This window comes from Leptospira inadai serovar Lyme str. 10 (assembly GCF_000243675.2).
GTDB lineage: Bacteria > Spirochaetota > Leptospiria > Leptospirales > Leptospiraceae > Leptospira_B > Leptospira_B inadai.
The window spans coordinates 280,395-302,801 of sequence record NZ_AHMM02000024.1 but is presented as its reverse complement, the minus strand read 5'-3'; the positions used below and the strand labels follow the sequence as shown (position 1 = coordinate 302,801).

The window sequence follows — 22,407 nt, the reverse complement described above, 5'->3', positions numbered from 1 at the left end:
ATCGGAATGGAAAAGGCACTAAACCTATTTTTTGTTAGATGGTAGAATTCGTTTTAGAAAAGAAATCAAGAATTAGGCGTGAGATTCTGAAAGATATTTGAATCCTTTTTGTATAAGGGAAAGATGGGTGGCCGGAGAGAAAGGAAAAAACGCGGATGAAAACTTTGTCGCATACTCTAGTTAGTCGATCTTTACGATGGAATAGTTTCTGGAATCTTTGCGTCGGAACTTGGATTTTGATCTGGCAGGGGTTCGCTTATCTTTCGGCATACGAGGAAAAGCAAGAGATTCTTTTTATTCTCGCATTGGGTCTATTCCATTATATTTTCGCGATATGGTATTGGAAAGGGCGGATGTTAACTTCGTTTGCGGCAGCGTCGGTCGCCGCTAGGCTTTGGATAGCAGGCTATTATTTGATCGTCGCATTTTTATTTTATTTCTTAAGCACTTCTTCTTCCGCTCCGAGTTCTTTTAGAGGCTTTTTTCTCTTTTATCTGGCCGTTCAATTAACGATCGATGTTTTAGGCGCGATTATTACTTGGAAATCGTTGCGGGAGGGTGAATACCAAATCGAAAGTCCAATCGGGAAGGAACTAAAGTTCGAACATAAAAATCGATTCTTGTTCGCGGTTTATATGTTCGGGTTAGGACTCTGGATTTTATTTTTTACCGAAGGATTTCTACGGTTTTTTCATTTTTCGGATACCGGGTTTATCGGTTGGAAGGACGACAAAATTCTTCTTGGCCCGATCCATATTCTTGCCGGTCAGATTATCCTTCTTGCATATTATAATTTTATAGCGGTTCGATATCGATTGGATCCCTTGATTACAGCAGGAATTCGAGGCGGTGAATTCAGTTGCTTCTTCTTACTTACCTTCGTATTGCTAGGATTATTACATCCTATGATTCTATTATTACCGACAGTCGATTTCATAAGTTTGGTTTCCATTTCGTTCATGAGGCTAAGAAAAAGGAAGTCCTGATTCGGTTTTCGATCCGCTTTTTAATCAAAGGTTCGATTGGCGCCGAACATTAGGGCAGGGATATCCGACTTTAAAGAATGTTGAAATTCCTGCAATCTGATGTCCGTCGGGCCGAACGCAGTATGCACAAGCGTCCAGTCGCTAGTCAGCTGCCCGGTAACTCGCGCAGGTAGGTAGTATAGAAAGGTAAAATCGAATTTCCACTTATCTCTTTTATAGCCGAGGCCGACCGAAACGAGATCTTGGACCATGATTCCGGCTTGAAGAGCATTTGTGCCGTCGGATCGCAGCACCCCGGTATTATGACGAGCTCCGGCGCGATAGATCCAGGAATCGGATTCGTATTCTCCTCCGATTCCTGCAGCCCAAGAATCATGGTAATCCAGATTTTGAGGAATCGTATTCGTATTTCCGAATGGAGTAGGGTACCAAGCCGCGGCGAGGACCTGCTTATAGGTCGTTACATAAGAACTATAATTATAATAAAGGAAGTCCATTCCGATACGGAACTTTTCCGTACCGTAGGAAACGCCGAGTCCGTGGCGTTCGGGGAGATAGAACGCCGCGGAGACCCCTGTTCTTCCCGGGTTCGCTCCCACTTGCATATCTCCGTCTAAAGGAAGTTTTGCGGAAGTTTGGTAGGAATAGGCAGCCTTAATAGTGTCGGTAAGCTGATAGGTTAAACCGAAAATTCCGCCTAGAGAGAATGCGTTTCTACTCCTATAGTAAAATCCCTGGCCCGGTAGTTCGACCGATCCGGTCGGGTCATAGTATTTTTGGTAGGCTATTTGATGCGAATAAATGCCTTCTATTCCGGCTCCGATCAATAAATTTCCGATTCTATACGAAAGTGCATGAGTATTCTTTACAACATAAAATGTGCTCGAATAGGATTCCTTAATTCTTCTCGAGTTGCCGATCGGACCCGAAATATTCAGCCCGGACCAATTTTGGAAAGTCTGACCGTTCGGTGTCGCACGATTCAATTCGCTGACGTTTCCATTCCCGCCACCGGGAACATAGATCCCGGTGCCGTACGTTAATTTCTCCGAAATAGGAATCCGAATCGCTAGATACGGAAGCGGTGCAAGAACATTATAATTTTGAGAATTCGTATAAGCTAAATTAGGATCGGGATCTTGGAATTTATCGGTATATATCGAACGAATGTAAGGTAAAGAAACTCCGAATTCGAGTTCTTTTTTCGAAGACAGTCCTAAATTAGCGGGATTCGTGCCGATGTCCATCGGCGAACCGCCTACTGCTAAATTTGTTCCACCCATTCCGCCATAACGAGCATTATGAGAGGGTTGAAAGATCCCGACCGAAAGAAGATCTCCAGTAGTCGATATCGTACATAAGAATATTAGGGAAAAGAGGCGTTTTCTTCGAGTTTGAAGCGCGAGCATGAAACAAGAATTTCGTTCTAGATTTTTTTACAAGTGCTTTCTTTTTAAAATCCGAATATTACAGTTGCCAATCCTAGAAAGCTAGAGTTGGAGGTACTGCAGATGGAAACGAAGGAACTTAGAGCACTGCGACAAGAAACGGATCCGATTGCGGATGAGATTATTAGAAAATACTTTCATGAATCAGCGTTCGATCAACCTAAGACATTGCTTTTTTTCGATTTTCTTGCTAAAAACTCCGATCCGATTCCTCCCGGACTTCCGCCGTACTTCGAAGAATATTTCGAAACCACCGAAGTGCTGCCGGACTGGACGGATTGGGGTAAAATCCGGCAAGCCCAAGGCATATTTAGTCGCTTTGGAGGACAGATTTTAATGATGCTCTGCGTTAAGTCTCTTCCAATGGCTTATTCTTGCGGGGACGGTGCTCAGGTCCTGTTGAGAACGGGCCGTTTGGTGGAACAAAATCGATCCCTTTCCAACGTGAATCGGCGATTAATGGAAACGACTCAATTTGTTATTTCCGTTTTGCAAGTCGATGGATTAGGACCGAAAGGCCGGGGCATACGAGTTTCCCAAAAAGTCCGTCTGATGCATGCCGCCATTCGGTATTTTCTTTCTCAGAGTCCGGATTGGAATCCCGATTTAGGTAAACCTGTAAATCAGGAGGATATGGCCGGAACTCTCCAATCGTTTTCAAGCCTAGTAATAGAAGGTCTGGCCCAATCCAGTATTCGTTTAACGGAGGAAGAGAAAGATTCGTATATTCATTTGTGGAGAGTAGTGGGTCATCTGATCGGAGTAAAACCGGAACTTTGCCCGGAAAACTTTTCGAACGCTCATTCGTTCGGGGAATCGATTTTTTTAGACCAAAGGAAATCGTCCGAAGCGGGTAAGATTTTGACTCAATCCCTTATTGATTTTATGGAATATATGCTTCCGGGAAATCTTTTCGATAATCTTCCGCTTTACTTTATACAAACGTACATGGGGGAAGATACTTCCAAAGTGTTAGGGCTACCTTGGCCTCCCAAAGATTTGCTCGGCAGTTTCCTCGAAAGAATTTTTGTGGATGTCGATTTTCATTTGGATGAGGATAAGGGATTCGGAAAGCTCGTTTCCTTTTTCTCGTCCAAACTTCTGTTTTCGATGGATCATTTTTACTATGACGGGAAGCGTGCACGCTTTTGGATTCCGCCATCGCTACGAGACAATTGGGGAGTATAAGCCGATGGAATTTCTGAACAGAGTTTTTTCGGACCCCGATCTTTTCGGAAGATATACCCTAACGGAAAATATTCTGCTCCTTCTCGGAGTCGTTTTTTGGGCTTATATGTATCTTGTTCTGGTGATTGCACCGTTTAAATCTCATTTCGTAGAGATGCCTGTTTTCATCGCCTGCGGAAATATCATTTGGGAATTTCTCTGGGGTTTTGTGATTCAAGAGCCCATGGGAGCCATTTTATTATGGGGATATAGACTCGCTTTCGTACTCGACGTCGTTATTTTCTATCATGTCATTCGATACGGTAAAAAACAATTGTCCTTCCCTATAAGCGACATAGGGTATCGATTCCTTTTAGCGTTTCTTGTAATCTCCTGGGGGACGTTAATTTACGCATTCCACAAAGGAGGATACGATTTGTTTACCGGTTCAAATTCGGCGTATATTTTGAATTTATTTATTTCGGGGTTGTATCCTCTTTTGTTTATTAGGATGAAAAACCCGAGTCTCTTTTCATATCCGGTTTCTTGGGCAAAATTGGTCGGGAACGCTTTTTTTACGGTTTTCTTGTTTCTTTACTTCCCTATGGAATATTTCGTGCTGATTTTAGGCGTTCTTTGCTTTATTGCCGATTCCTTTTATTTAATAAATTTTAAACGATTCAGTTAATGACGCATGGCTAAGGCGAAAACCGAAAAAATTCCCTACGAGTTGGGGGAGCAAATCCATGAGGATTCTTTCTCCATCACTTACCGGGGGTTTTTCGGTCCAGTCCGAGACGCGAAAATTATTCGCGTCCAAAAAACCGACGCAAAGGAAGCTTCCTCTTTTTATTTCGTAAACGAGTTCGAACTTGGAAAATTAGTGTCGGATTCCGGAATTTTACGACCGGAAATGATGGTGGACGTTTCCGAAAGAATCTGCTTGGTTTACGAAAACGTTTCCTTCGGCCTTTTGGAAAAGAGACTCTCGGGAAGTCCTAATATCGAAATAGAGGAATTTTTGGAGATGGCCCTGTCATTATCCGAAAACCTTTTGAAACTACATTCGGTCGGGATCGTTCATAATCAAATCTCTCCCAAGGCCTTTTTTTATGACCCGACATCTCGCGTCTCTAAACTGGCATGGCTTGGGGGCGCTTCTCTTTTACTATCGGATAAAGGAGGGTATGTCCCTCAGCGTTACACCTTCGATCTGCTCGCATATTGTTCTCCCGAAAATACCGGACGCTTAAATCGAGCGGTCGATTCCCGTTCGGATGCTTATTCCTTGGGGGCTTTGTTCTATCAGATCCTAGTGGGAGTTCCTCCATTCAATTCCGATGATCCCCTAGAATTAATCCATTATCATATTGCTCGATCGCCGGTTTCTCTCGCCAAATTGCGGGATGATGTACCCAGAGCCGTTTCCGATGTCGTGGATAAATTGCTTTCAAAAATGCCCGAGGAACGATATCGCTCGCTTGAAAGCTTAACTCATGATTTAAAGAATATTAAGGAATCTTTACGTTCAAAGCGAAAGCTTTCCGAATTCCTGCCCGGCGTTTACGAGCAGAGGACCGGGTTTCGCGATTCGGATCGCGTTTATGATAGGGAAAAGGAAAGAAAAACGATCGAATCCGCCGTAGTCGGAGTCACCTCCGGTAAGCGAGGAGTCGTCGTCGTGCGCGGAAAATCCGGAACAGGAAAGACGACTTTAGTCGAGGATGCGATTTCCTACTTGGACATATATTCGGTTCAATTGATTCGAGGAAAGTTCGAGGAGGACAAGCGGGGCATTCCCTATTTCGCATTTCGACAAATGATGGGAGACCTTCTTCGAACGATCCTGGAACGCAAGGAAGAAGAGATAGTACGCCTTCGGAATTATATTAAGGAAACGTTAGGTGAAAATTTTGAAATTTTAGCCCATTTTTTACCCGATCTGGTAAACCTTCTAGGGGTTTCCGATAAGGCGAAGGACCGGAAAAAAGCCAGGGATGAAAAGACCTTATTTGCGGTAGCACTGCGGTTTTTATGCTTATGCTTCGATAAAAAGAACCCGGCCGTCGTATTGTTGGACGACGTTCAGTGGGCGGATCCTGCGTCCGTTTCTTTAATCGAATATATTCTGCATAGTGAAGAGTGGGAAGGTTTGCTATTCGTTCTGGCTAGTCGGATCGAGGAGGGGGAGTTCTCCACTTTAAAGGGGAAGTCGCTTGCGCCAGGCCTGGAAGTCCGGGAAATAACACTGGGTCCATTGAGCCGAGAAAGCGTTCGCAAGTACGTTTCGGATAGCTTGTACATTGATGCGGGCGATGCGGATAAGTTGGTGGAGATATTGATATCCAAAACCGACGGTAATCCATTGTTCCTACATCAGTTCTTAAAGTCTCTTTTTCAGGATTCCTGTCTAACGTTCAACCCGACTACATCGCGTTACGTTCCTGAATGGGATCGGATTCTTCAAAGAGGCGTAACGGAAAACGTTCTCGATCTTGTTTTCGAAAGAATTGCGCGACTTCCGGAAGAGACGGCCCTCGTATTACGAGTGGGTGCATGTATCGGTGCGAAGTTCGATCTTAGAATATTGTACGATTTTTTTAAGGATAAGCCGGACCTGCTCGCGCGCGGAATTCGAGAGAGCGTAAAGGAAGGCATTTTATTTTATCACGAATCGGGAACGATGTTATTTCCGGCGTTGCAATATATTTCTCAAGGGAAAATCGAAGAATCGGGACTTCTTTCTTCGTTATCCGAAGTACAGTTTCGTTTCTCTCACGATAGAATGAGCCAGGGGATTTCGGATGCTACCGAGCCGATCGAGCGCGGTATAATCCATAAGCGAATCGCGCGTATTCTAATCGAACGAGAAAAAGAGAACGGTAACGGGGCGTTGGTTCTCGAGATCGCGAGTCATCTCGTTCGATCTCAAGAGTTGCGCGAAGACGAAGAGGGGAGCGAGGATTTCTTTCATTACACGGTCCTAGCGGGAAACGCGGCAAAAGCCTCGGCGGCTTACGAATCGGCTTATTCGATATTCGGGCTTCTTTCATCTCTTTTAAGGAAAAACCATCGGCGATCCGATAGAAGAACTTCGTTTAACATTATGAAATCGTTGGCGGAATCCGCCTATTATCTTTCCAAGAGGGAGGAGGCGGAGGAAATCGTTGCGGAATTATTGGCGAAGGCCGAGAGTCCGATCGAGAAAGTCGACGTATATTTAATGCAGTTGGAGGTCATGAACGTCTTTAACGACCTCGAATCCGCATATAAAATCGGTGTCGACGCTTTGGAATGTCTAGGGATTCGGTTTAGAGGTAAACCCGGAATAGCGGGGCTCCTATTCGAGTTTCTAAAGATGATCGTTTACGGTAGAGGAAGGAGTCCCGAAAAACTCATCAACGCAAAAGAAAATAAGGACCCGCATAAAGTCGAAGCGGTTAACATTATCGTTAATTTACTTAATTATGGAAAGCATATGGACGCCACCGTTATGGCGTATCTATATTTAAAACTTATTAATCTAACTCTTAAGGAAGGAAATTCTCCTTCTAGTTTTTTCGGATATGCCGGATTCGGTTCCGTAATCCTAGCCGGAACCGGAAACTTCGAGTTGTCCTTGCGATATTGGCGATTGGCAGAGGGGATTTTGGAGCGCTTTGATGCGGATCACCTTTACGGAAGATATATTTTCGGTCGCACGATCTTACTGGATTATTTTAAGCATCCTTTTCGCGCTATCGCGGATTTTGCCGAAGAATCATATCATAAATGCCTGCAGCATGGGGACTATTTATGGGCCGGGTACGCGCTTTTTTCCCAGAATATGTATCAACTTTATTCGGCGGAAAACTCCTATTCTTATAGGGAGAAGATTCGGGAAAACATAGAGAGAGGATCGAAACTCAATTACGATATTTTGAATATATTTTTATATACTTCCGAATCTTACTTGGATCGCATCGAGGGAAAGACAACGGAATCGATACGATTCAAAGAATCGGTACTGAGTCATAAAAACTTCGAAGATTCGGTTCTCTTTCCCGCCGGCAACGGTACCGCGAATTCATGGTACGCGACTCTTATCGGAACTTCGGCATATTTATCCAGAAATTATAATGAAGCCGAGCGTATCCTGGATAAATATAAGGAAGATGTGGAAAAATCCAGAATTCTATTCCTATATTCGGAATATAGATTTTATAAATCCATGTTGTTGCTTAAATTTTCGGATTCTGGCCGAAAATTAAGGTTCTCCGAAAGACTTTTTATCAGGAATTCCCGATCCCTTTTTTCTCGATGGCAAAAAATTTATCCGACTTCGTTTAGCGCTTATGCCTTCGTATTAAAGGCGGAAATTGCGGAATTCCAAGGCAAGGAGGACGCGGCTAGCGTTTATTATGAAAATGCGATTAAGGAGGCCGAGTATGAAAGCAGCGACCTGCGAAAAGCGGTCGTCTTTGAGCATGCGGCTCGATGGAATATAAGAAGGGATCGTCTTTCGTACGGGAAGTTTCTTCTGCAAAATTCCCTTCGACTTTACGGTTACTGGGGAGCGAAATCTCTCGTAGAGTCCCTAAAGGAAGAATTCGAGGAAGTGCTCCGAGCTTCTTCGACAGGCAAACATTCGTTGGAACGAGTACTATCCGATTCCATACTTGCCACCAGCTATAATCTTGATTTGCGAACGGTTTTGAAAGCCTCTCAAAGCATTTCGGGAGTGATCGAGCTAGGCGAACTCCTGCGGCAACTGGTTCGAACGATCATGGAAAGTGCCGCGGCGACTAGAGGCTTTTTGGTGCTTCCGGACGGTAGAGAGTTATACTTGCGAGCCGGATCCGACATCGAAGAGCCCGGCTTTCTACCTAAGCCGATGACCTTGGATGATGCTGCTCACCTATTGCCGACGGAAGTCGTTTATTACTGCTTTAGATCGGGGCAAAGAATCTTACTAGCAGACGCTTCGAAAGATCCTTTATATTCCGTAAACCCGTACGTTAGACGAAGCAAGCCTAAATCGCTATTGTGTATGCCGATCACGAAACAAGGTAGAATTCTCTGCGTTCTTTATTTGGAAAATCGTCTGACCTCCGGAATCTTCGACCAACATAGATTGGAAATTTTGGAAATTCTTTCCGCGCAGGCGGCAATTTCTTTGGAGAACGCAAAGCTTTACGAAGATATCACCTCCATGAATTCGGAATTGGAACAAAAAGTCGCGGAGAGAACCGACGAACTGGCAAGGTCTTTAGAAATCATCCGGAAGGATATGTTATATTCGAAGAGGATTCAACGAAGTATTCTCCCCGAGCATTTCACGATACCGGGTTTACGATACTCGGTCAGCTATTTACCGATGGACGAGGTTGGAGGAGATTTTTACGACTTATCCGTCGTCAAGGACGGTAAATACAGATTCTTCTTAGCGGACGCAACAGGGCATGGAGTCCAAGCCGCGTTGATTACGATGGCAATCAAAGGAGAATACGAGAATCTTAAGTTCAAATTCGATGATCCCGGAGAGCTGTTATCCGAATTAAATAACGCGATCCTAACCAAATATAAAACTCTGTATTTTACCGCGACATTGACCGACTTAGACTTGAATGAGATGAAATTAAAATATGCGTCTGCCGGTCACCTTTCTCAATATTTACTTCGGGACGGAGAAACGAGAGACCTACCTAAAACGGGGGCTATATTAGGGTTTGTTAAAGATTATCCTTACAAAAACAGCGAATTCGGTATCCAGTCAGGAGACAGACTCTATTTATTTTCCGACGGAATTTTCGAACAATTCGATTCCGATAAAATCGAGTACGGAGAGGATCGATTCCGAAATTCGGTTTTATCCACGAGGCAATTCGATCCGGATCGGCAGGCGGAGAAAATCATCGCTTGCGTATATGAATTCCTTCGAGGAACTCCTGTCCAAGACGATATTACGCTTATCATCCTGAATATCGAGTAGCGATTTAAACTCGATAATTTAAAACGTAAAACCGATTCTTGCCACGAACGGCGAGGCGAAGGGGCTTACGGAGGGCTATCTAAAAATTGTTAGGTTTTTTTGTTATATTCTACATTCTTATCACGCTGCTGGTAGGAGCGATCTCCTCAAGATTCGTAAGAAGTTCCAAGGATTACGTTTTAGCAGGTAGACGATTACCTCTTTTTCTCGCGTCTTCCGCATTATTTGCGACCTGGTTCGGGTCCGAAACGTTGATGGGGGCTTCTTCCAAATTCGTGGAAGGCGGGATTTTAGCGGTTATCGAAGATCCGTTCGGAGCTGCACTCTGTCTCTCTCTAGTGGGATTATTTTTTGCCCGACCTTTATATAGAATGAACATCCTTACCTTCGGAGATTTGTATCGAAATCGGTTCGGGAAGAAAATCGAATTTCTGTCCGCGTTGTTCATGATTCCTTCCTATTTCGGATGGATTGCGGCTCAGCTAGTCGCTATGGGGATCGTCATCAATTCGCTGTTCGGTTTCGAAATGTACGTCGGAATCTTGCTCGCGTCGATCGTAGTATTGATTTACACGTACGTAGGAGGAATGTGGGCAATCTCCATTACTGATTTTGTCCAAACGATTTTGATCGTAGTCGGATTAGCGGTGCTAGTTTGGGATTTAAAAGAGAAGGCCGGCGGCTTCGATACCGTTCTTTCCAATTCTCAACCCGGCTTTTTTAATTTTTTTCCACCGTTCGAATTGAAAGCGGTACTGGCGTATATTGCGGCATGGATAACTATAGGCTTAGGGTCTATTCCGCAACAGGATATTTTTCAGAGAGTCATGTCGTCCAAATCGGAAAAGGTTGCAGTCTATAGTTCCTATTTAGGAGCGGTCATGTATTTAACCGTAGCTTTTCTACCGCTTTTAGCCGGGTACTTTGCGAGAAAAGTTTATCCGGATATTGCGTTCGGAGACAGTCAAATGATCCTCCCGCAGGTCGTGCTAATCCATTCGTCACTTCTGATTCAAATTCTTTTTTTCGGCGCATTACTTTCCGCAATTCTGAGTACAGCGTCCGGAGCTATTCTTGCACCGGCAACCGTCTTAGGAGAAAATTTGATTCGCCCTCTTCTTAAAGACACCGCAGAAGCTAGATTATTAAAAGTATTACGATTTTCTGTATTATTGGTCACTGCGGTTTCGACGGTAATGGCTTTGAGCCAGACGAACATTTATCAGCTTGTAGCCGATTCTTCTTCGATCAGTTTAGTTTCATTATTTGTTCCGCTTGTGTCCGCTCTTTTTTGGAAGCGGTCGACTGCAACGGGTGCGATTTTCGCCATGTTTTGGGGTACCGCGGCGTGGATCGGTTTTAAATTTTGGGGTCCTGATTGGCTTCCTGCCTCCTTGCTCGGATTGGCGATCAGTTTTATAGGTCAATTAATCGGAACTTTTTTTCCGGTTGCGAAATTGGAGCAAAAGGAATTACTTTAAGCCGAGATCCGATTGCGCCCTGCCGACTTGGATTCGTAGAGTTTTTCATCCGCTATTCTTAGAAAATCCTCTACGGACTGATTCGGCTCCCGCATCGAAACTCCTATACTGACCGTCACGTTCCAAGGAATTCCTTCGAACGTTTCGCTCTCGATCCTATTACGAATTCGCTCGGCAACGAAGAGCGCCCCGTCTTTCGCGGTATTCGTAAGAATTATGCAAAATTCTTCTCCACCGTATCGGGCTGCTATATCGCAATCTCTAACCAGGCCGAATAATAAGCCGCCGATTCTTGCGAGCAATCGGTCTCCTACCTGGTGTCCGAAGGAATCGTTCGTCTTTTTAAAATGATCTAAATCTAATAATAAGGCGGAGACCGGAAAATCGTATCGATTCGCGGCGGAAACCATAGTTTGAAGCGCTTCCATGAGATGGCGACGGTTGTATAACCCCGTGAGCTGATCCTTATGAGAAAGTTCCCGAAGGTTCCGATTCGATTCTTCCAGTTCAAGTTGCAGAAAATTTCCCTTTAACCTTGCCCTTTCCACTACGACGGAAGCAAAAAGGCTGCCGATGGAAAAAGCGATAATTGGGGCTAAAGTATTAAAATCGATCTCTTCATTTAGCATTAGATGATATCCGAATAAAAACCAAGTGAAGTTGACGGCTATGATCGCGATGTAAGTGGCAAGGCTAGCGCGGATAAAAAGGGGTAGGGTCATCAGGCCGAAGCAATACGCCGAATAATCCTTAATATGCGCCAAATCGATCAAGGTGAGAGTAGTCGTCATGAGGGTGGCGGTAAAGCCGTAAAAATTCGTTAACATCCTGATGATATGAGGATTTGCGATAAACGTTAGAAACAAATAACATATAAACGAAATAACTGCCACACTAGTGAACGAAACAATATACAAGAGCTTGATAATGCTTCCCTCGGGCAACCCGGGAGAAACTACGTTTTGAACGATTAAAAGTAAGGAGATCAGAATGGAAGAAACGCAGAGTACTCTAACTGTTTTCCCGTTATCTAAGGCTCGGATTTCCCGAATTTGAGAGGATTTTGCTCTTAAAAAATCTTCGTTAATATAATCCCAGAGTTTCATATCCAATTACTTTGGTAGACGGAATAATGAAACGGATCATACGATCTTTCGTACGTAATGATATTAATTCATAATTTTTTTCATAATGAAAGTTGCGGATAGTTCGGAAAGAAATTATACTTTCTTCTCGTCATGAGTCGTTTTGATTTTTGTCAAAAGCTCTCTAAAACCCGCGAAATCTTTCGGCGGCTTGCTTCTCCAGGGATTCACGGTGATCGGGATGCGCGATTCTTATTAACTCGTTCGCTCTTTGTCTTAAATTTTTTCCATAGAGATCGGCCACCCCGTACTCGGTAACGATATAATGCACATGAGCACGGGTAGTCGTTACGCTTGCTCCGGGCTTCAACATCGTGACTATCCTGGATTCTCCTTTGGAAGTGGAGGAAGGCAAAGCAACGATCGGCTTTCCACCTTCGGAAAGGGAAGCTCCTCGAATAAAGTCCATTTGTCCACCCACTCCCGAAAACTGCCTGGTTCCGATCGAGTCCGCGCAAATTTGTCCGGTTAAATCGACTTCGATTGCGGAATTGATAGCCGTTACTTTCGGGTTTTTACGAATCACCGATGTATCGTTTACGTACTCGATATCTAACAGAACTACTTCGGGATTATCGTCGATGAAATCGTAGAGTTTTCTCGTTCCCATGACGAAACCGGAAACGATTTTACCCGGATGAGTTTTCTTTCGGGTACCGTTTACGACGCCGCTTTCAATCAGGGGTATTGCTCCATCCGAAAACATTTCGGTATGAATTCCTAAGTTTTTGTGATTCGTTAAGAACGTTAATACTGCATTAGGGATCGCGCCTATGCCCATTTGTAATGTCGCGCCGTCTTCTACCAATCCGGCGATATATCTACCTATGTTGGTTTCCACTTCGTTCGGCACCGTTGCCGGGGCTTCTAACAGCGGAGTATCACCTTGGACGAAAGCGTCGATTTTACTTACGTGTAAAATTCCGTCGCCATGCGTTCGAGGCATATTGCGATTTACCTGGGCAATAACTTTTTTAGCGGTATCGACTGCCGCTTTTGCGATATCGACCGAAACTCCTAAAGAACAAAATCCGTGTTTGTCAGGTGGAGAAACGGAAATCAATGCGACATCTATAGGAAGAATTCCTTTTCGAAATAGGGCCGGACATTCACTTAAGAAAACGGGAACATAGTCGGCGCGCCCTTCTTCCACTGCCTTCCGCATATTCGGACCTACAAAAAGAGCGTTCGTTCTAAAACTTGCTTCGTTGCCAGGCATTGCGTACGGAACCGAACCTTCCGTGTGAATGTGGACGACTTCTACGTCCTTGAGCTCGCTAGCTCTTTTTGACATTGCTTCGATCAGGAGAGGAGGAGCGGCAAAAACGCTATGAATAAAGACGCGATTATAAGATTGGATCAACGAAACGGCTTGGTCTGCTGCGGTGAATTTTATGTTCATAGTATGAAAAAGGTCGACTAGACTAAATTCTAACTTTTAGGTCTCGCCGCAAAGTATATTCTAAAAAAAGGATTTTTTATCGGGCGAAACTGTCAGAAAGTAAAATTTTCTCCCTTTCTTTTTTACTTTCTAAAGCCTGGTAAGTATGGAGTCAACCTCTACTATCGCCCGTCCAAAAGCCGCTCTCAGTGAACCGTTTTTGATCTTTCTTTTAGCTAGCATTCAGTTCACACACATCATGGACTTTATGATTATGTTTCCGTTACAGGATTATTTTTTAAAACAATTCGGAATTGATACGGCGGTATTTTCATTCGTTCTCGCATCTTATTCGTATGCCGCTGCCGCCGCCGCGTTATTGGGGGCGAACTTCATCGATCGGTTTAATCGAAAATCTGCGGCGATATTTCTGTATACAGGTTTCATTTTCGGAACGATTCTTTGTGCTGTTGCCGATTCTTTCTATTTCCTTTTAACGGCAAGAATCATTGCGGGGACTTTCGGCGGAATGATAGGCGGAATTATTCTTTCGATTATCGGCGACGTTTTCCCGATCGAAAGACGAGGTCGCGCTATGGGTGCCGTAATGGGCGCATTCTCGGTCGCGTCAGTTGCGGGAGTTCCAATCGGGCTTTGGATCGCCAACAAATTTTCTTGGAACTACAGTTTCGGATTCGTGGTTTCTCTAAGTCTGCCGATCTTGTTAAGCGCAATCTTTTATTTACCGAGTATCCCATCAAAGCAGGCCAAAGCACGAGCATTGGATTTCTCGCAATTGTATGCGGTTTTATCCGATAGGAATCACATTAAGGCGATTCTCTTTTTCATGTCGGTCATTCTAGGCGGGTTCGTGGTAGTCACTTCGATTGCGGTATACATGGAAAGGAATGTGGGATTTTCAAAGCAAGACGTTCAACTGATATATTTGATCGGGGGACTTTGCACTTTCTTTTCTTCGCGATTTGTCGGAATTATGGCGGACAAATACGGGAAACATAAAGTTTTTCTAAACATGGTTCTGATAGCAATTGTTCCGATTATCGTGCTCACTCATTTGCCAAAGGTCCCTCTGCCTGTTGCACTTATGGTGACCACTAGCTTTATGGTTTTGGTATCGGGTCGTATCATTCCCGCTATGGCATTGATGACGTCGGCTGTTCGTCCGGAATTGCGGGGAAGTTTCATGTCGGTAAGTTCCGGTTTGCAAAGTATCGCAACAGGGTTGGGTGCAACGATCGCCGGATTTGTCTTGGTCACACTTCCTGACGGATCCTTCGAGAGGTTTGATATCGTCGGTTATTTGGCCGTCGGTTTCAATTTGATCGGACTTTATCTTTCTCGCAAGGTTAAGATCGTTTCCTAAAATATCACCGACCTTGTACCAACTTGTCGGGAATTTCGTAAAAAATTTCGGACATTTCTTGACTTTTTTATGAGACAGAATACGTTCTGGCTACACGTAAAAGGAGGTGGTTTAGTTGAGTAGCGATAGTTGCAGCAAGAAAATGACCTGTGAGGTGGCTGAGCAATAGCCCAAGCCGCTTGCAAAGGCCCTCTGGGACCTATTGCAATACCATCAGACCACTGGCCTTTTGAGCTCTGGAAATTGGTCACTTCTAGGCATTTTCGGATTCGTTTTGAAATCGAAGGATGCAGACGCTCAGAAGGTTTTAGTTTCCTTTATTCGGTTCCTCAATATTCAATTTTGCTAATTTTTCTTTAGTCCAAAGATAAATTTTATCGTAATTATTCTGCTTGCGGTTTTGAAAACTCCGATGGGCTGTCATAGTTCCTACATTTTGGGAGTTCTTTCTTCCGAAATCCTCCGTTTTTCCCGCCTCGCCTAAATAATCGTCGCCCTTTAATACCGGAAGATTTCGAAACGCTAGTATTCTGCCTTGAAATTTACTCGTAGAGAAGAAAACTGGCGAACGGATCTTCGAGAATGAAGCGTGCTTTAATTTTATCTGGCGGCGGGGCTCGGGGAGCATATCAGGCGGGAGTCCTGAAATATTTAGAGGAAATTCGCTTCAAGCCGGACATCGTTTGCGGGACTTCTGTAGGAGCTATTACAGCCACAGCGATGGGATGCGGTCTAAACGCCAGGGAGATCATCGATCTCTGGAAATCAATTGAAGTCCAAAAGGTGATGAAATACTCCATCTGGAACGATTTTGTGGATCTTATTTTTAGGCGATTTTCTCCTCTTGCGGATACCACCCCTCTCAAATATCTATTATATTCCCATTTGGACTTCCGGAATCTTCGGAAAAGTTCGATTCAAGTCATTATTACGGCCGTTAATATTTTAACTGCCGAGCTTGTTTTCTTTCGTAATAAAGATATCGATATTGAGCACGTTATGGCTTCTTCTGCTATCCCACTTATATTTCCTTGGCAATATGTTGATGGAAAACCCCATTGGGACGGTGGTATTATGGCAAATACTCCGATTTTACCCGCAGTGGAACGAGGCGCAACGGATATAGTTGTGGTTTTGCTTTCACCTGTCGGAGGAGTTAATATGCCGTTGCCGCGAAGCAGAAGAGAAGGCTTAGAACGGGTATTCGAATTATCATTGATCGGTTCTTTCCAAACCGTCATGTCGAACCTGCAATACGAGAGAAAGAAGCGCAGAAGAGGCAAGAAGGGCTTCTTTCAAGAGTCGGTTTTTTCTTTTGCCGACAAGGAAGAAATTAAAATTCGAGTCATCGGACCGAGAACCTCCCTAGGGTTCGGAAGTATTTTGAATTTCTCGCAAGTTCAAGCCGATTATTTGATTAGTCGCGGTTATGAAGACGCAAAAGTCCAATTCGGGGAAGATTGAGCAAACATGTTGGAAGTAACCGCTCAAAACGGAAATTTTTACGATTCGGAAGGCTTCTTACTTCAATTGAGAGGAGTGAATCTTTCCGGGAGCTCGAAAGTTCCGTTTCGCCCGGATGGAACTACGCACTTCGATCAAACTCTGACTTTCTACGACCACAGAAACGTATCTTTTGTCGGAAGGCCACTAGAGGAAGCACAGGCCAAAGAACATTTCGATCGTCTCAAGAAATGGGGCTTTAATTTTTTACGATTTTTAGTTACATGGGAAGCGATCGAGCATAAAGGGCCCGGCAAATATGACCTTGCTTATTTGGATTATGTGGAACGGATGGTAGCTCTAGCGGAGAAAAAAGGTTTTTATATTTTTATAGATCCCCATCAGGACGTTTGGTCAAGGTTTACAGGCGGAGACGGTGCACCTGGCTGGACGCTGGAAGAAGTCGGGATGGACATCGGCAAAATTCGGGATTCGGATACCGCCATCGTCCATCATCATCAGGGTAGAAATTACGAACGGATGTCGTGGCCTTTGAATTATCAAAAATACGCGTGCGCTACGATGTTTACCCTTTTTTTCGGTGGAAAAACGTTCGCTCCACATTTGATGATTCGAGGAAAAAACGCGCAGGAATTCCTCCAGGAACATTATTTCGAATCTATCTGCAAACTTGCAAAGAAATTAGTAAAGTATAAAAATGTAATAGGATTCGATTCGTTGAACGAGCCTTCTCCGGGATGGATCGGAAAGAAAAATCTTGGAGAATTTTCCGGATTTGGATTCGGCAAGGTCGTCACGACGTCGCCGTTTCAAGAGATGTTTCTTTCCGAGGGTAGATCTTTAAATGCGAATAATTCGTATATGCTCGGATTCGCCGGAATCAACTTCGGAAAAACGAAATTGAATTCTCATAGGATTCCCCTTTGGAAGAAAGGAAATCGATGCGTTTGGCATGATCACGGAGTTTGGGATTACGATCCTAACGGCGCTCCGATGCTTCTTAAATCGGATTATTTTTATAAATATCGGGGAAGAAAGGTGGAGTTCTTTCCCGAGTATATGACTCCTTTTATAAAGCAATTTAAGAAACGAATTCAATCGGTCCAAAAACGATTTTTCATTTTTATAGAAAGCGATCCTACTCGCTTGGAAATGGAATGGAAGGAGGAAAGCAAAGTAGGAGAAAGTGGTGTTGTAAATGCAACGCACTGGTACGACGCTTCCGTATTAATGCTTAAACGTTTTATTCCTTGGTTCGGGATTCATGTTTTTAAACAAAAACCGGTATTCGGCAAAAGAACCGTTCAATATGCCTATGAAGATACGGTAAGGATGATCAAGGAAATGTCTTTGAAGAGAATGGGAAATTGCCCTACGGTTATCGGTGAGACCGGGATTCCTATGGATCTTAACGGAAGAACGGCATTTTTAAATAAGGAATATGGACCCTTAAAATCGGCCCTAGACCGCATGTTGATTCCATTAGAAAAACAATTTGTGCATTATACTTTATGGAACTATACTCCCGATAATACCCATAGTTTGGGCGACAGATGGAATGAGGAGGATTTATCTCTCTTCTCCCTAGATACTCCGTATGATATCGACCCCGACGGAGGACGAGCCGTCCAAGCGTTTTCTAGACCGTATCCGATTCGAACCAAAGGAATTCCGGAAGCTACCCACTTTGATATGGAAAAATCCTTGTTCAAGTATTCTTTCCGTAAAGACGGAGAAGAATTGCCGGGAGCTGAAATTTTCTTACCGGATATTCACTATAAAAAAGGATTCGAAGTTTTAGTGAACGCTGGAACGTTCAAATTTGACTCCAAAAGACGACTTTTATCATTCAAGGGAGAAAAGGGAATTTCCCATTATGGCATAACCGTTCTGCCGTCCAAAAAATAACTTTCCAGAAGGAGGGGAGGCGGTAAAATGGCGAAGTTTAAACTACTTAAAAGAACCAAAAGCAGAGGTTTTACATGAAAAAACTATCCTTCGTTATTTTCCCCGCGCTTGTCCTCGCAGTACTTGTTTCCTGTGGCGGCCCGAAGGTTAGCCAAGCGGAATGCGAACCCGTAGTAAACGACTTATTCAAGAATCTTACCGAAGGTAAATCGACTGAAGAAATCGAGAAATTAAATTCGCTTCGTCCTTCTCTTGCCCCTATGTTGCTTAAGGAATGTATGTCGGGTAAGTATGAATTAAGTTGTCTTAAGTCGGCGAAGGATATCCAAGCCCTCGCAGTCTGTAAGAAATAAGTTCTATTTCAAATATCTAGGGCCCTCCCTACGACCGGAGGGTTCCTGGGTTTTTATCTTTTCTCTTTCACATATATTTCTAATCTTCTTCCAAAAGAAAAAATCCTCTTTCTTCCGTATAACAGCCGTGCTCTCGATAGGGCCCCGATGGAAAGAAATGAATTCTTTGCGCATACCGAATTCCGTTTTTAATACATTTTAAACAGATGTCCCAGCGGATTGCCCAGTCGCATTCTTCCTTCCTAAAGGCAGGGAGAACTCGTACTAGCGGTTTTGATTCGGACGGTTCTTTGGGAAAGACATTCGTAGGGGAAGATCCGACTTGCTCGAAGTCCAGAAGAAGAATTACAATAAGTAACAAGCCGAATTTTGCGTTTAGGGATGTCATCGAGTCGTTTCGTATACAATATCGGTCATTTTATTCGAGACCTCTTTTTCTTGATGGATTTTCTTGTACCAGAAACCGTAGACTTTTTCCAAAAAAAGTAGTTTTCTTCGAGTCCAGAAGGATCTATTTCCAAAGCGAGGAAATCCGTATGATATTTGTGCAAAGATTTCTACCTTATTGTATTTTGCTGATTGTTTCTTTTCTTCCTTTGAGCCTCTCTGCTTTCGATCATAAACACGCTGACTGGGATACTTTGCTAAAGAAGCATGTGAGAAAGGGGCTCGTAGATTATGTCGCATTTAAGAAAGACATTTCATCTCTGGATACCTATCTGAAGAATTTAAGTTCGGTAACTCCGGCCGAATATTCTAAATTCAATGAGTCGGAAAAGCTTACCTTCCTCTTAAACGCCTATAATGCATTTACCGTAAAACTGATCTTAGATCATTTTCCCGTAAAAAGCATTAAGGAGATCGGAAGTCTACTTTCAAGTCCGTGGAAGCGGGAATTTTTCGAACTGCTGGGGGAGCGTAGGAACTTAGACTGGATCGAACACGAAAAGCTTCGAAAGGATTTTAAGGAACCTCGAATCCATATTGCTATAAACTGTGCCTCCGTGGGGTGTCCTCCTCTTCTGAACGAATCATTCAAATCGGACCAAGTCAAAGACCAGCTGAGCAAGATTTCCAAGGCTTTTTTGAAGGACTCTAGTAGGAACTATTACGATTTCCCGCAGAAAACTCTTTATCTCTGCAAAATCTTCGATTGGTTCAAAGAGGATTTCACTCGGGATGGAGGCAGCCTGATCGACTTTTATAATAAAAATAGCGGATCAGCAATTCCCCCTGAAACTTCGATCAAATTTAAAGAGTACGACTGGAGCTTAAATAAGATTCCTTAGGCGATTTTTTTTAGAAAAACTTCCTCTTCTTGGAAAAAGCTTTTTCCTTAGGTGTTAAAAAAATTGAACGCATAAAAACACTGGAGGTGAAAGAGATCGGAAAAGGAGCAAACGCCTGTTGGGCTCGGAAATGACTTGAATTAGGTTTTCCAGCTAGGATTATTGCTGAATGGAGTCCCGGAAAGATTTTATGGAAACCCTTTATCGGGAGTCCAGTGGGAGAATTTTTGATTTCCTATATAAATATACCGGAAATCCGGAGATTGCCTCTGACCTAATGCAGGATACTTTCCTTAACTTCTTTAAGAAGTATGCAGATTCTGATCTCAACCGGGAACAATCCCTTAAACTTCTATATACGATAGCTAGAAATCGTTCAATTAACCATGCAAAGAAATTTTCCACCGTACGGGAAGCTGGAACGGAGGATATGGGAGTCTTTCGGGAAGAAGGTCCGACATTTGTTCGTAAAGCGGAACTCTCCGACTTGGAAGCAAGGCTCAAGGATTGCCTTGGTGCACTTCAAGAGGACGAGAGATATGCGATCGTTTTAAAGAATATTGAAAATTATACGTTAACTGATATTGCCGAAGTAATGGGGATTTCCGTTGCTACAGCATCACGTTTGGTCGTTCGGGCTACTGGGAAGCTTTTAGAAATTGCAAAGGAACGTCAAATACTTCCTGGAGCATGATGCGCAGATATTAGAGAGAAAGAGTTGGAGAGAATGGACGAAGAGTTGGAAAAAAGAATAAGGGAAGCGATTGAAGGTGGAGCAAATGATTTAACTCCGTCGATCGATATGTTGAATTCTCTTATCGCCAAATCTTGGGGAAACCAACCTCTCACAAATTCTTCTTTCGAAGAAATTTACAAAAAGGCGGGAGCGACAAACATAAGAATATTTAGGTATAAAGTCTGGTATTTTCTTGCAGCGGCCTTTATTCTTATTGCTCCGTTACTTTTTCTTTTTAAAACTGGGAAAGCTCTCAAGCAAACGTCTACGGACTCTTCTATTCTTGTAGTCCGGATAAACGGTAAAGTGTATCTTTCTGCCGCTGGTTCAAATGATCGTTTAGCTCTTAACGAAGGTGAGAATGTAGGGAAAGGACAAGTTCTATCTACTGATCGGAATTCGAACGTTTCTCTTTCAGTCGCGAGGGGGGAAGCGATACTTTTGGATCCTGAGACCGACTTTGAGGTAGTGGACGACCAAAAGAAAACGTTTCGATTGCATTCGGGAAAACTTCTCGCACACATTCACAAGAATCTAAAAAAAGAGGATTTTAAAATTCTTACTTCGAACGGAATTGTTGAAGTTAGGGGTACGAAATTTTCGATAACGGAAAGTGCTCAGTTTGGAACCCAGGTTTCAGTGTTAGAAGGTAGGGTAGCCGCTATCCGAGGTAGCGAAGCAGATAAGGGTGAACAGGTGTTGGAACCTGGTCAGAGGATTCGTCTAAATTCTAAAGGCTTCCAGAGATCCTTCCTAACTTCCTCCGAGTTAACTGAGCTAAGCGAGGAATTTACGCGGCTGAAGGTGGAAGAGATTCCTCGGGACACTACTAAATCGTTTTCGACAAAGGACGAACTTTTTAAGGAATACCAAAGATTTGAGAGAGTAGTTTTGACTGATAGATCTTCGTTAGAAGGAGTCATCATCGATATGGATGGAGATTTTCTATATCTTCAGACGCTCCAAAAGGAAATTCGGATTCCTAGAGATAGTGTTCAGGAAGTGATTCAAGTTCGGTAAATAAGAATTATTTTTGACACGGGGTAATTTCCCCTGGAAGCTACCTAAGAAGGGAATTGCAATGCCGGAAGAAACCCCCAATTCATCTCATAAGTCCTCTAAGTATAAGAGACACCTTGCCAATTACCTTATAGATAAGGATTTTCAATTACGATTCTTTCTGAATTTTTCGCTTCTCTTTCTTTTGGGGTTATTCCTTACCCTAGGATTTCTCTTTTGGACGCATTCCACAAAGTATGATAAAGGTGTCGTTTTTCGGCTTCGGGAAGATACGGTTAAAGTCTATCAAAAAGGATTCGAGTTCGTGAATGGTGAGGAGAAGGAAAAATTTGTCGAACGGGACATTGCTCTTCCCGATTACGATCATAGCCTTGACATGTTCACTATTCAGTTTAGAGGGATCCTTTTATTTTCACTTTTATATCTCTTTCTCTCCGCCATATTTGTGATTGTATACTCGCATAAAATGGCAGGACCGATTTATAATATTAAAAAGAATTTAAGATCCTTATTAGCGGGAGAACCGGTCGAAAGAATAAGGTTACGCCAGGGAGATGAATTTCAGGAATTGGCGGAATTGTTAAATAAAGTGATCGATGAAAGGATGCATGGCAAAAAGTGAAGAATGACTGAGCTGAAGGTCCTATGCATTCACTTTCTTTAAATATTTTTTA

Annotated in this window: 17 protein-coding genes; 13 read left to right on the top strand and 4 right to left on the bottom strand. The window is 43.3% G+C overall.

Annotated elements, in window-relative coordinates:
* The first annotated feature begins 155 nt into the window (after window positions 1-155).
* A complete protein-coding gene (locus LEP1GSC047_RS15245; RefSeq protein ID WP_010409906.1) occupies window positions 156-986 on the top strand; it encodes a hypothetical protein in 831 nt (276 codons plus the stop codon).
* Between the two features lie 20 nt (window positions 987-1,006).
* On the opposite strand, the gene LEP1GSC047_RS15240 is transcribed toward LEP1GSC047_RS15245, so the two are convergent.
* Entirely contained in the window at window positions 1,007-2,395 is a 1,389-nt protein-coding gene (locus LEP1GSC047_RS15240) for an OmpP1/FadL family transporter (RefSeq protein WP_010409904.1), read from the bottom strand.
* 102 nt (window positions 2,396-2,497) lie between these two features.
* Between LEP1GSC047_RS15240 and LEP1GSC047_RS15235 the strand changes: the two genes are divergently transcribed.
* The 4 genes from LEP1GSC047_RS15235 (at window position 2,498) to LEP1GSC047_RS15220 (ending at window position 11,053) form a co-directional block, all read left to right on the top strand.
* Complete coding sequence (locus LEP1GSC047_RS15235; RefSeq protein ID WP_010409902.1) at window positions 2,498-3,622, top strand: oxygenase MpaB family protein; 1,125 nt, start codon at window positions 2,498-2,500, stop codon at window positions 3,620-3,622.
* A gap of 4 nt (window positions 3,623-3,626) precedes the next feature.
* Complete coding sequence (locus tag LEP1GSC047_RS15230; RefSeq protein ID WP_010409898.1) at window positions 3,627-4,289, top strand: transmembrane-type terpene cyclase; 663 nt, start codon at window positions 3,627-3,629, stop codon at window positions 4,287-4,289.
* A gap of 6 nt (window positions 4,290-4,295) precedes the next feature.
* Complete coding sequence (locus LEP1GSC047_RS15225; RefSeq protein ID WP_010409895.1) at window positions 4,296-9,572, top strand: trifunctional serine/threonine-protein kinase/ATP-binding protein/SpoIIE family protein phosphatase; 5,277 nt, start codon at window positions 4,296-4,298, stop codon at window positions 9,570-9,572.
* A gap of 86 nt (window positions 9,573-9,658) precedes the next feature.
* The gene (locus tag LEP1GSC047_RS15220; RefSeq protein ID WP_010409893.1) at window positions 9,659-11,053 is read left to right on the top strand and encodes a high affinity choline transporter 1; all 1,395 of its coding nucleotides are present in this window, start codon (window positions 9,659-9,661) and stop codon (window positions 11,051-11,053) included.
* Here LEP1GSC047_RS15220 and LEP1GSC047_RS15215 read toward each other — a convergent pair.
* On the bottom strand, window positions 11,050-12,159 hold the full coding sequence (locus LEP1GSC047_RS15215; RefSeq protein WP_010409890.1) for a GGDEF domain-containing protein: 1,110 nt from the start codon (window positions 12,157-12,159) through the stop codon (window positions 11,050-11,052). The two genes, LEP1GSC047_RS15220 and LEP1GSC047_RS15215, sit on opposite strands and share 4 nt — an antisense overlap.
* Window positions 12,160-12,322: 163 nt before the next feature.
* Complete coding sequence (locus tag LEP1GSC047_RS15210; protein WP_010409888.1) at window positions 12,323-13,600, bottom strand: acetyl-CoA hydrolase/transferase family protein; 1,278 nt, start codon at window positions 13,598-13,600, stop codon at window positions 12,323-12,325.
* 145 nt (window positions 13,601-13,745) lie between these two features.
* Between LEP1GSC047_RS15210 and LEP1GSC047_RS15205 the strand changes: the two genes are divergently transcribed.
* From LEP1GSC047_RS15205 to LEP1GSC047_RS15185, 4 genes are all read left to right on the top strand, one after another.
* On the top strand, window positions 13,746-14,963 hold the full coding sequence (locus LEP1GSC047_RS15205) for an MFS transporter (RefSeq protein WP_039935192.1): 1,218 nt from the start codon (window positions 13,746-13,748) through the stop codon (window positions 14,961-14,963).
* Window positions 14,964-15,545: 582 nt separating this feature from the next.
* Complete coding sequence (locus LEP1GSC047_RS15195) at window positions 15,546-16,427, top strand: patatin-like phospholipase family protein (protein WP_010409882.1); 882 nt, start codon at window positions 15,546-15,548, stop codon at window positions 16,425-16,427.
* Window positions 16,428-16,433: 6 nt separating this feature from the next.
* Window positions 16,434-18,335: a glycoside hydrolase family 5 protein gene (locus LEP1GSC047_RS15190; protein ID WP_010409880.1), complete on the top strand. Its 1,902-nt coding sequence runs from the start codon at window positions 16,434-16,436 to the stop codon at window positions 18,333-18,335.
* 74 nt (window positions 18,336-18,409) lie between these two features.
* Window positions 18,410-18,688, top strand: a complete 279-nt coding sequence (locus LEP1GSC047_RS15185; RefSeq protein ID WP_010409878.1) for a TIGR04454 family lipoprotein — start codon at window positions 18,410-18,412, stop codon at window positions 18,686-18,688.
* Window positions 18,689-18,767: 79 nt separating this feature from the next.
* Here the strand turns inward: LEP1GSC047_RS15185 and LEP1GSC047_RS15180 are convergent, their stop codons facing one another.
* On the bottom strand, window positions 18,768-19,076 hold the full coding sequence (locus tag LEP1GSC047_RS15180) for a hypothetical protein (RefSeq protein ID WP_010409876.1): 309 nt from the start codon (window positions 19,074-19,076) through the stop codon (window positions 18,768-18,770).
* Between the two features lie 148 nt (window positions 19,077-19,224).
* Between LEP1GSC047_RS15180 and LEP1GSC047_RS15175 the strand changes: the two genes are divergently transcribed.
* The 4 genes from LEP1GSC047_RS15175 (at window position 19,225) to LEP1GSC047_RS15160 (ending at window position 22,355) form a co-directional block, all read left to right on the top strand.
* A complete protein-coding gene (locus LEP1GSC047_RS15175) occupies window positions 19,225-19,977 on the top strand; it encodes a DUF547 domain-containing protein (protein WP_010409874.1) in 753 nt (250 codons plus the stop codon).
* 169 nt (window positions 19,978-20,146) lie between these two features.
* Entirely contained in the window at window positions 20,147-20,671 is a 525-nt protein-coding gene (locus tag LEP1GSC047_RS15170; RefSeq protein WP_020988912.1) for an RNA polymerase sigma factor, read from the top strand.
* 33 nt (window positions 20,672-20,704) lie between these two features.
* Window positions 20,705-21,733 carry a FecR domain-containing protein gene (locus tag LEP1GSC047_RS15165; RefSeq protein ID WP_010409870.1) on the top strand — a complete coding sequence of 343 codons (1,029 nt, stop codon included), beginning with the start codon at window positions 20,705-20,707 and terminating at the stop codon, window positions 21,731-21,733.
* Between the two features lie 61 nt (window positions 21,734-21,794).
* Window positions 21,795-22,355 carry a hypothetical protein gene (locus LEP1GSC047_RS15160; protein ID WP_010409868.1) on the top strand — a complete coding sequence of 187 codons (561 nt, stop codon included), beginning with the start codon at window positions 21,795-21,797 and terminating at the stop codon, window positions 22,353-22,355.
* Window positions 22,356-22,407: the final 52 nt, after the last annotated feature.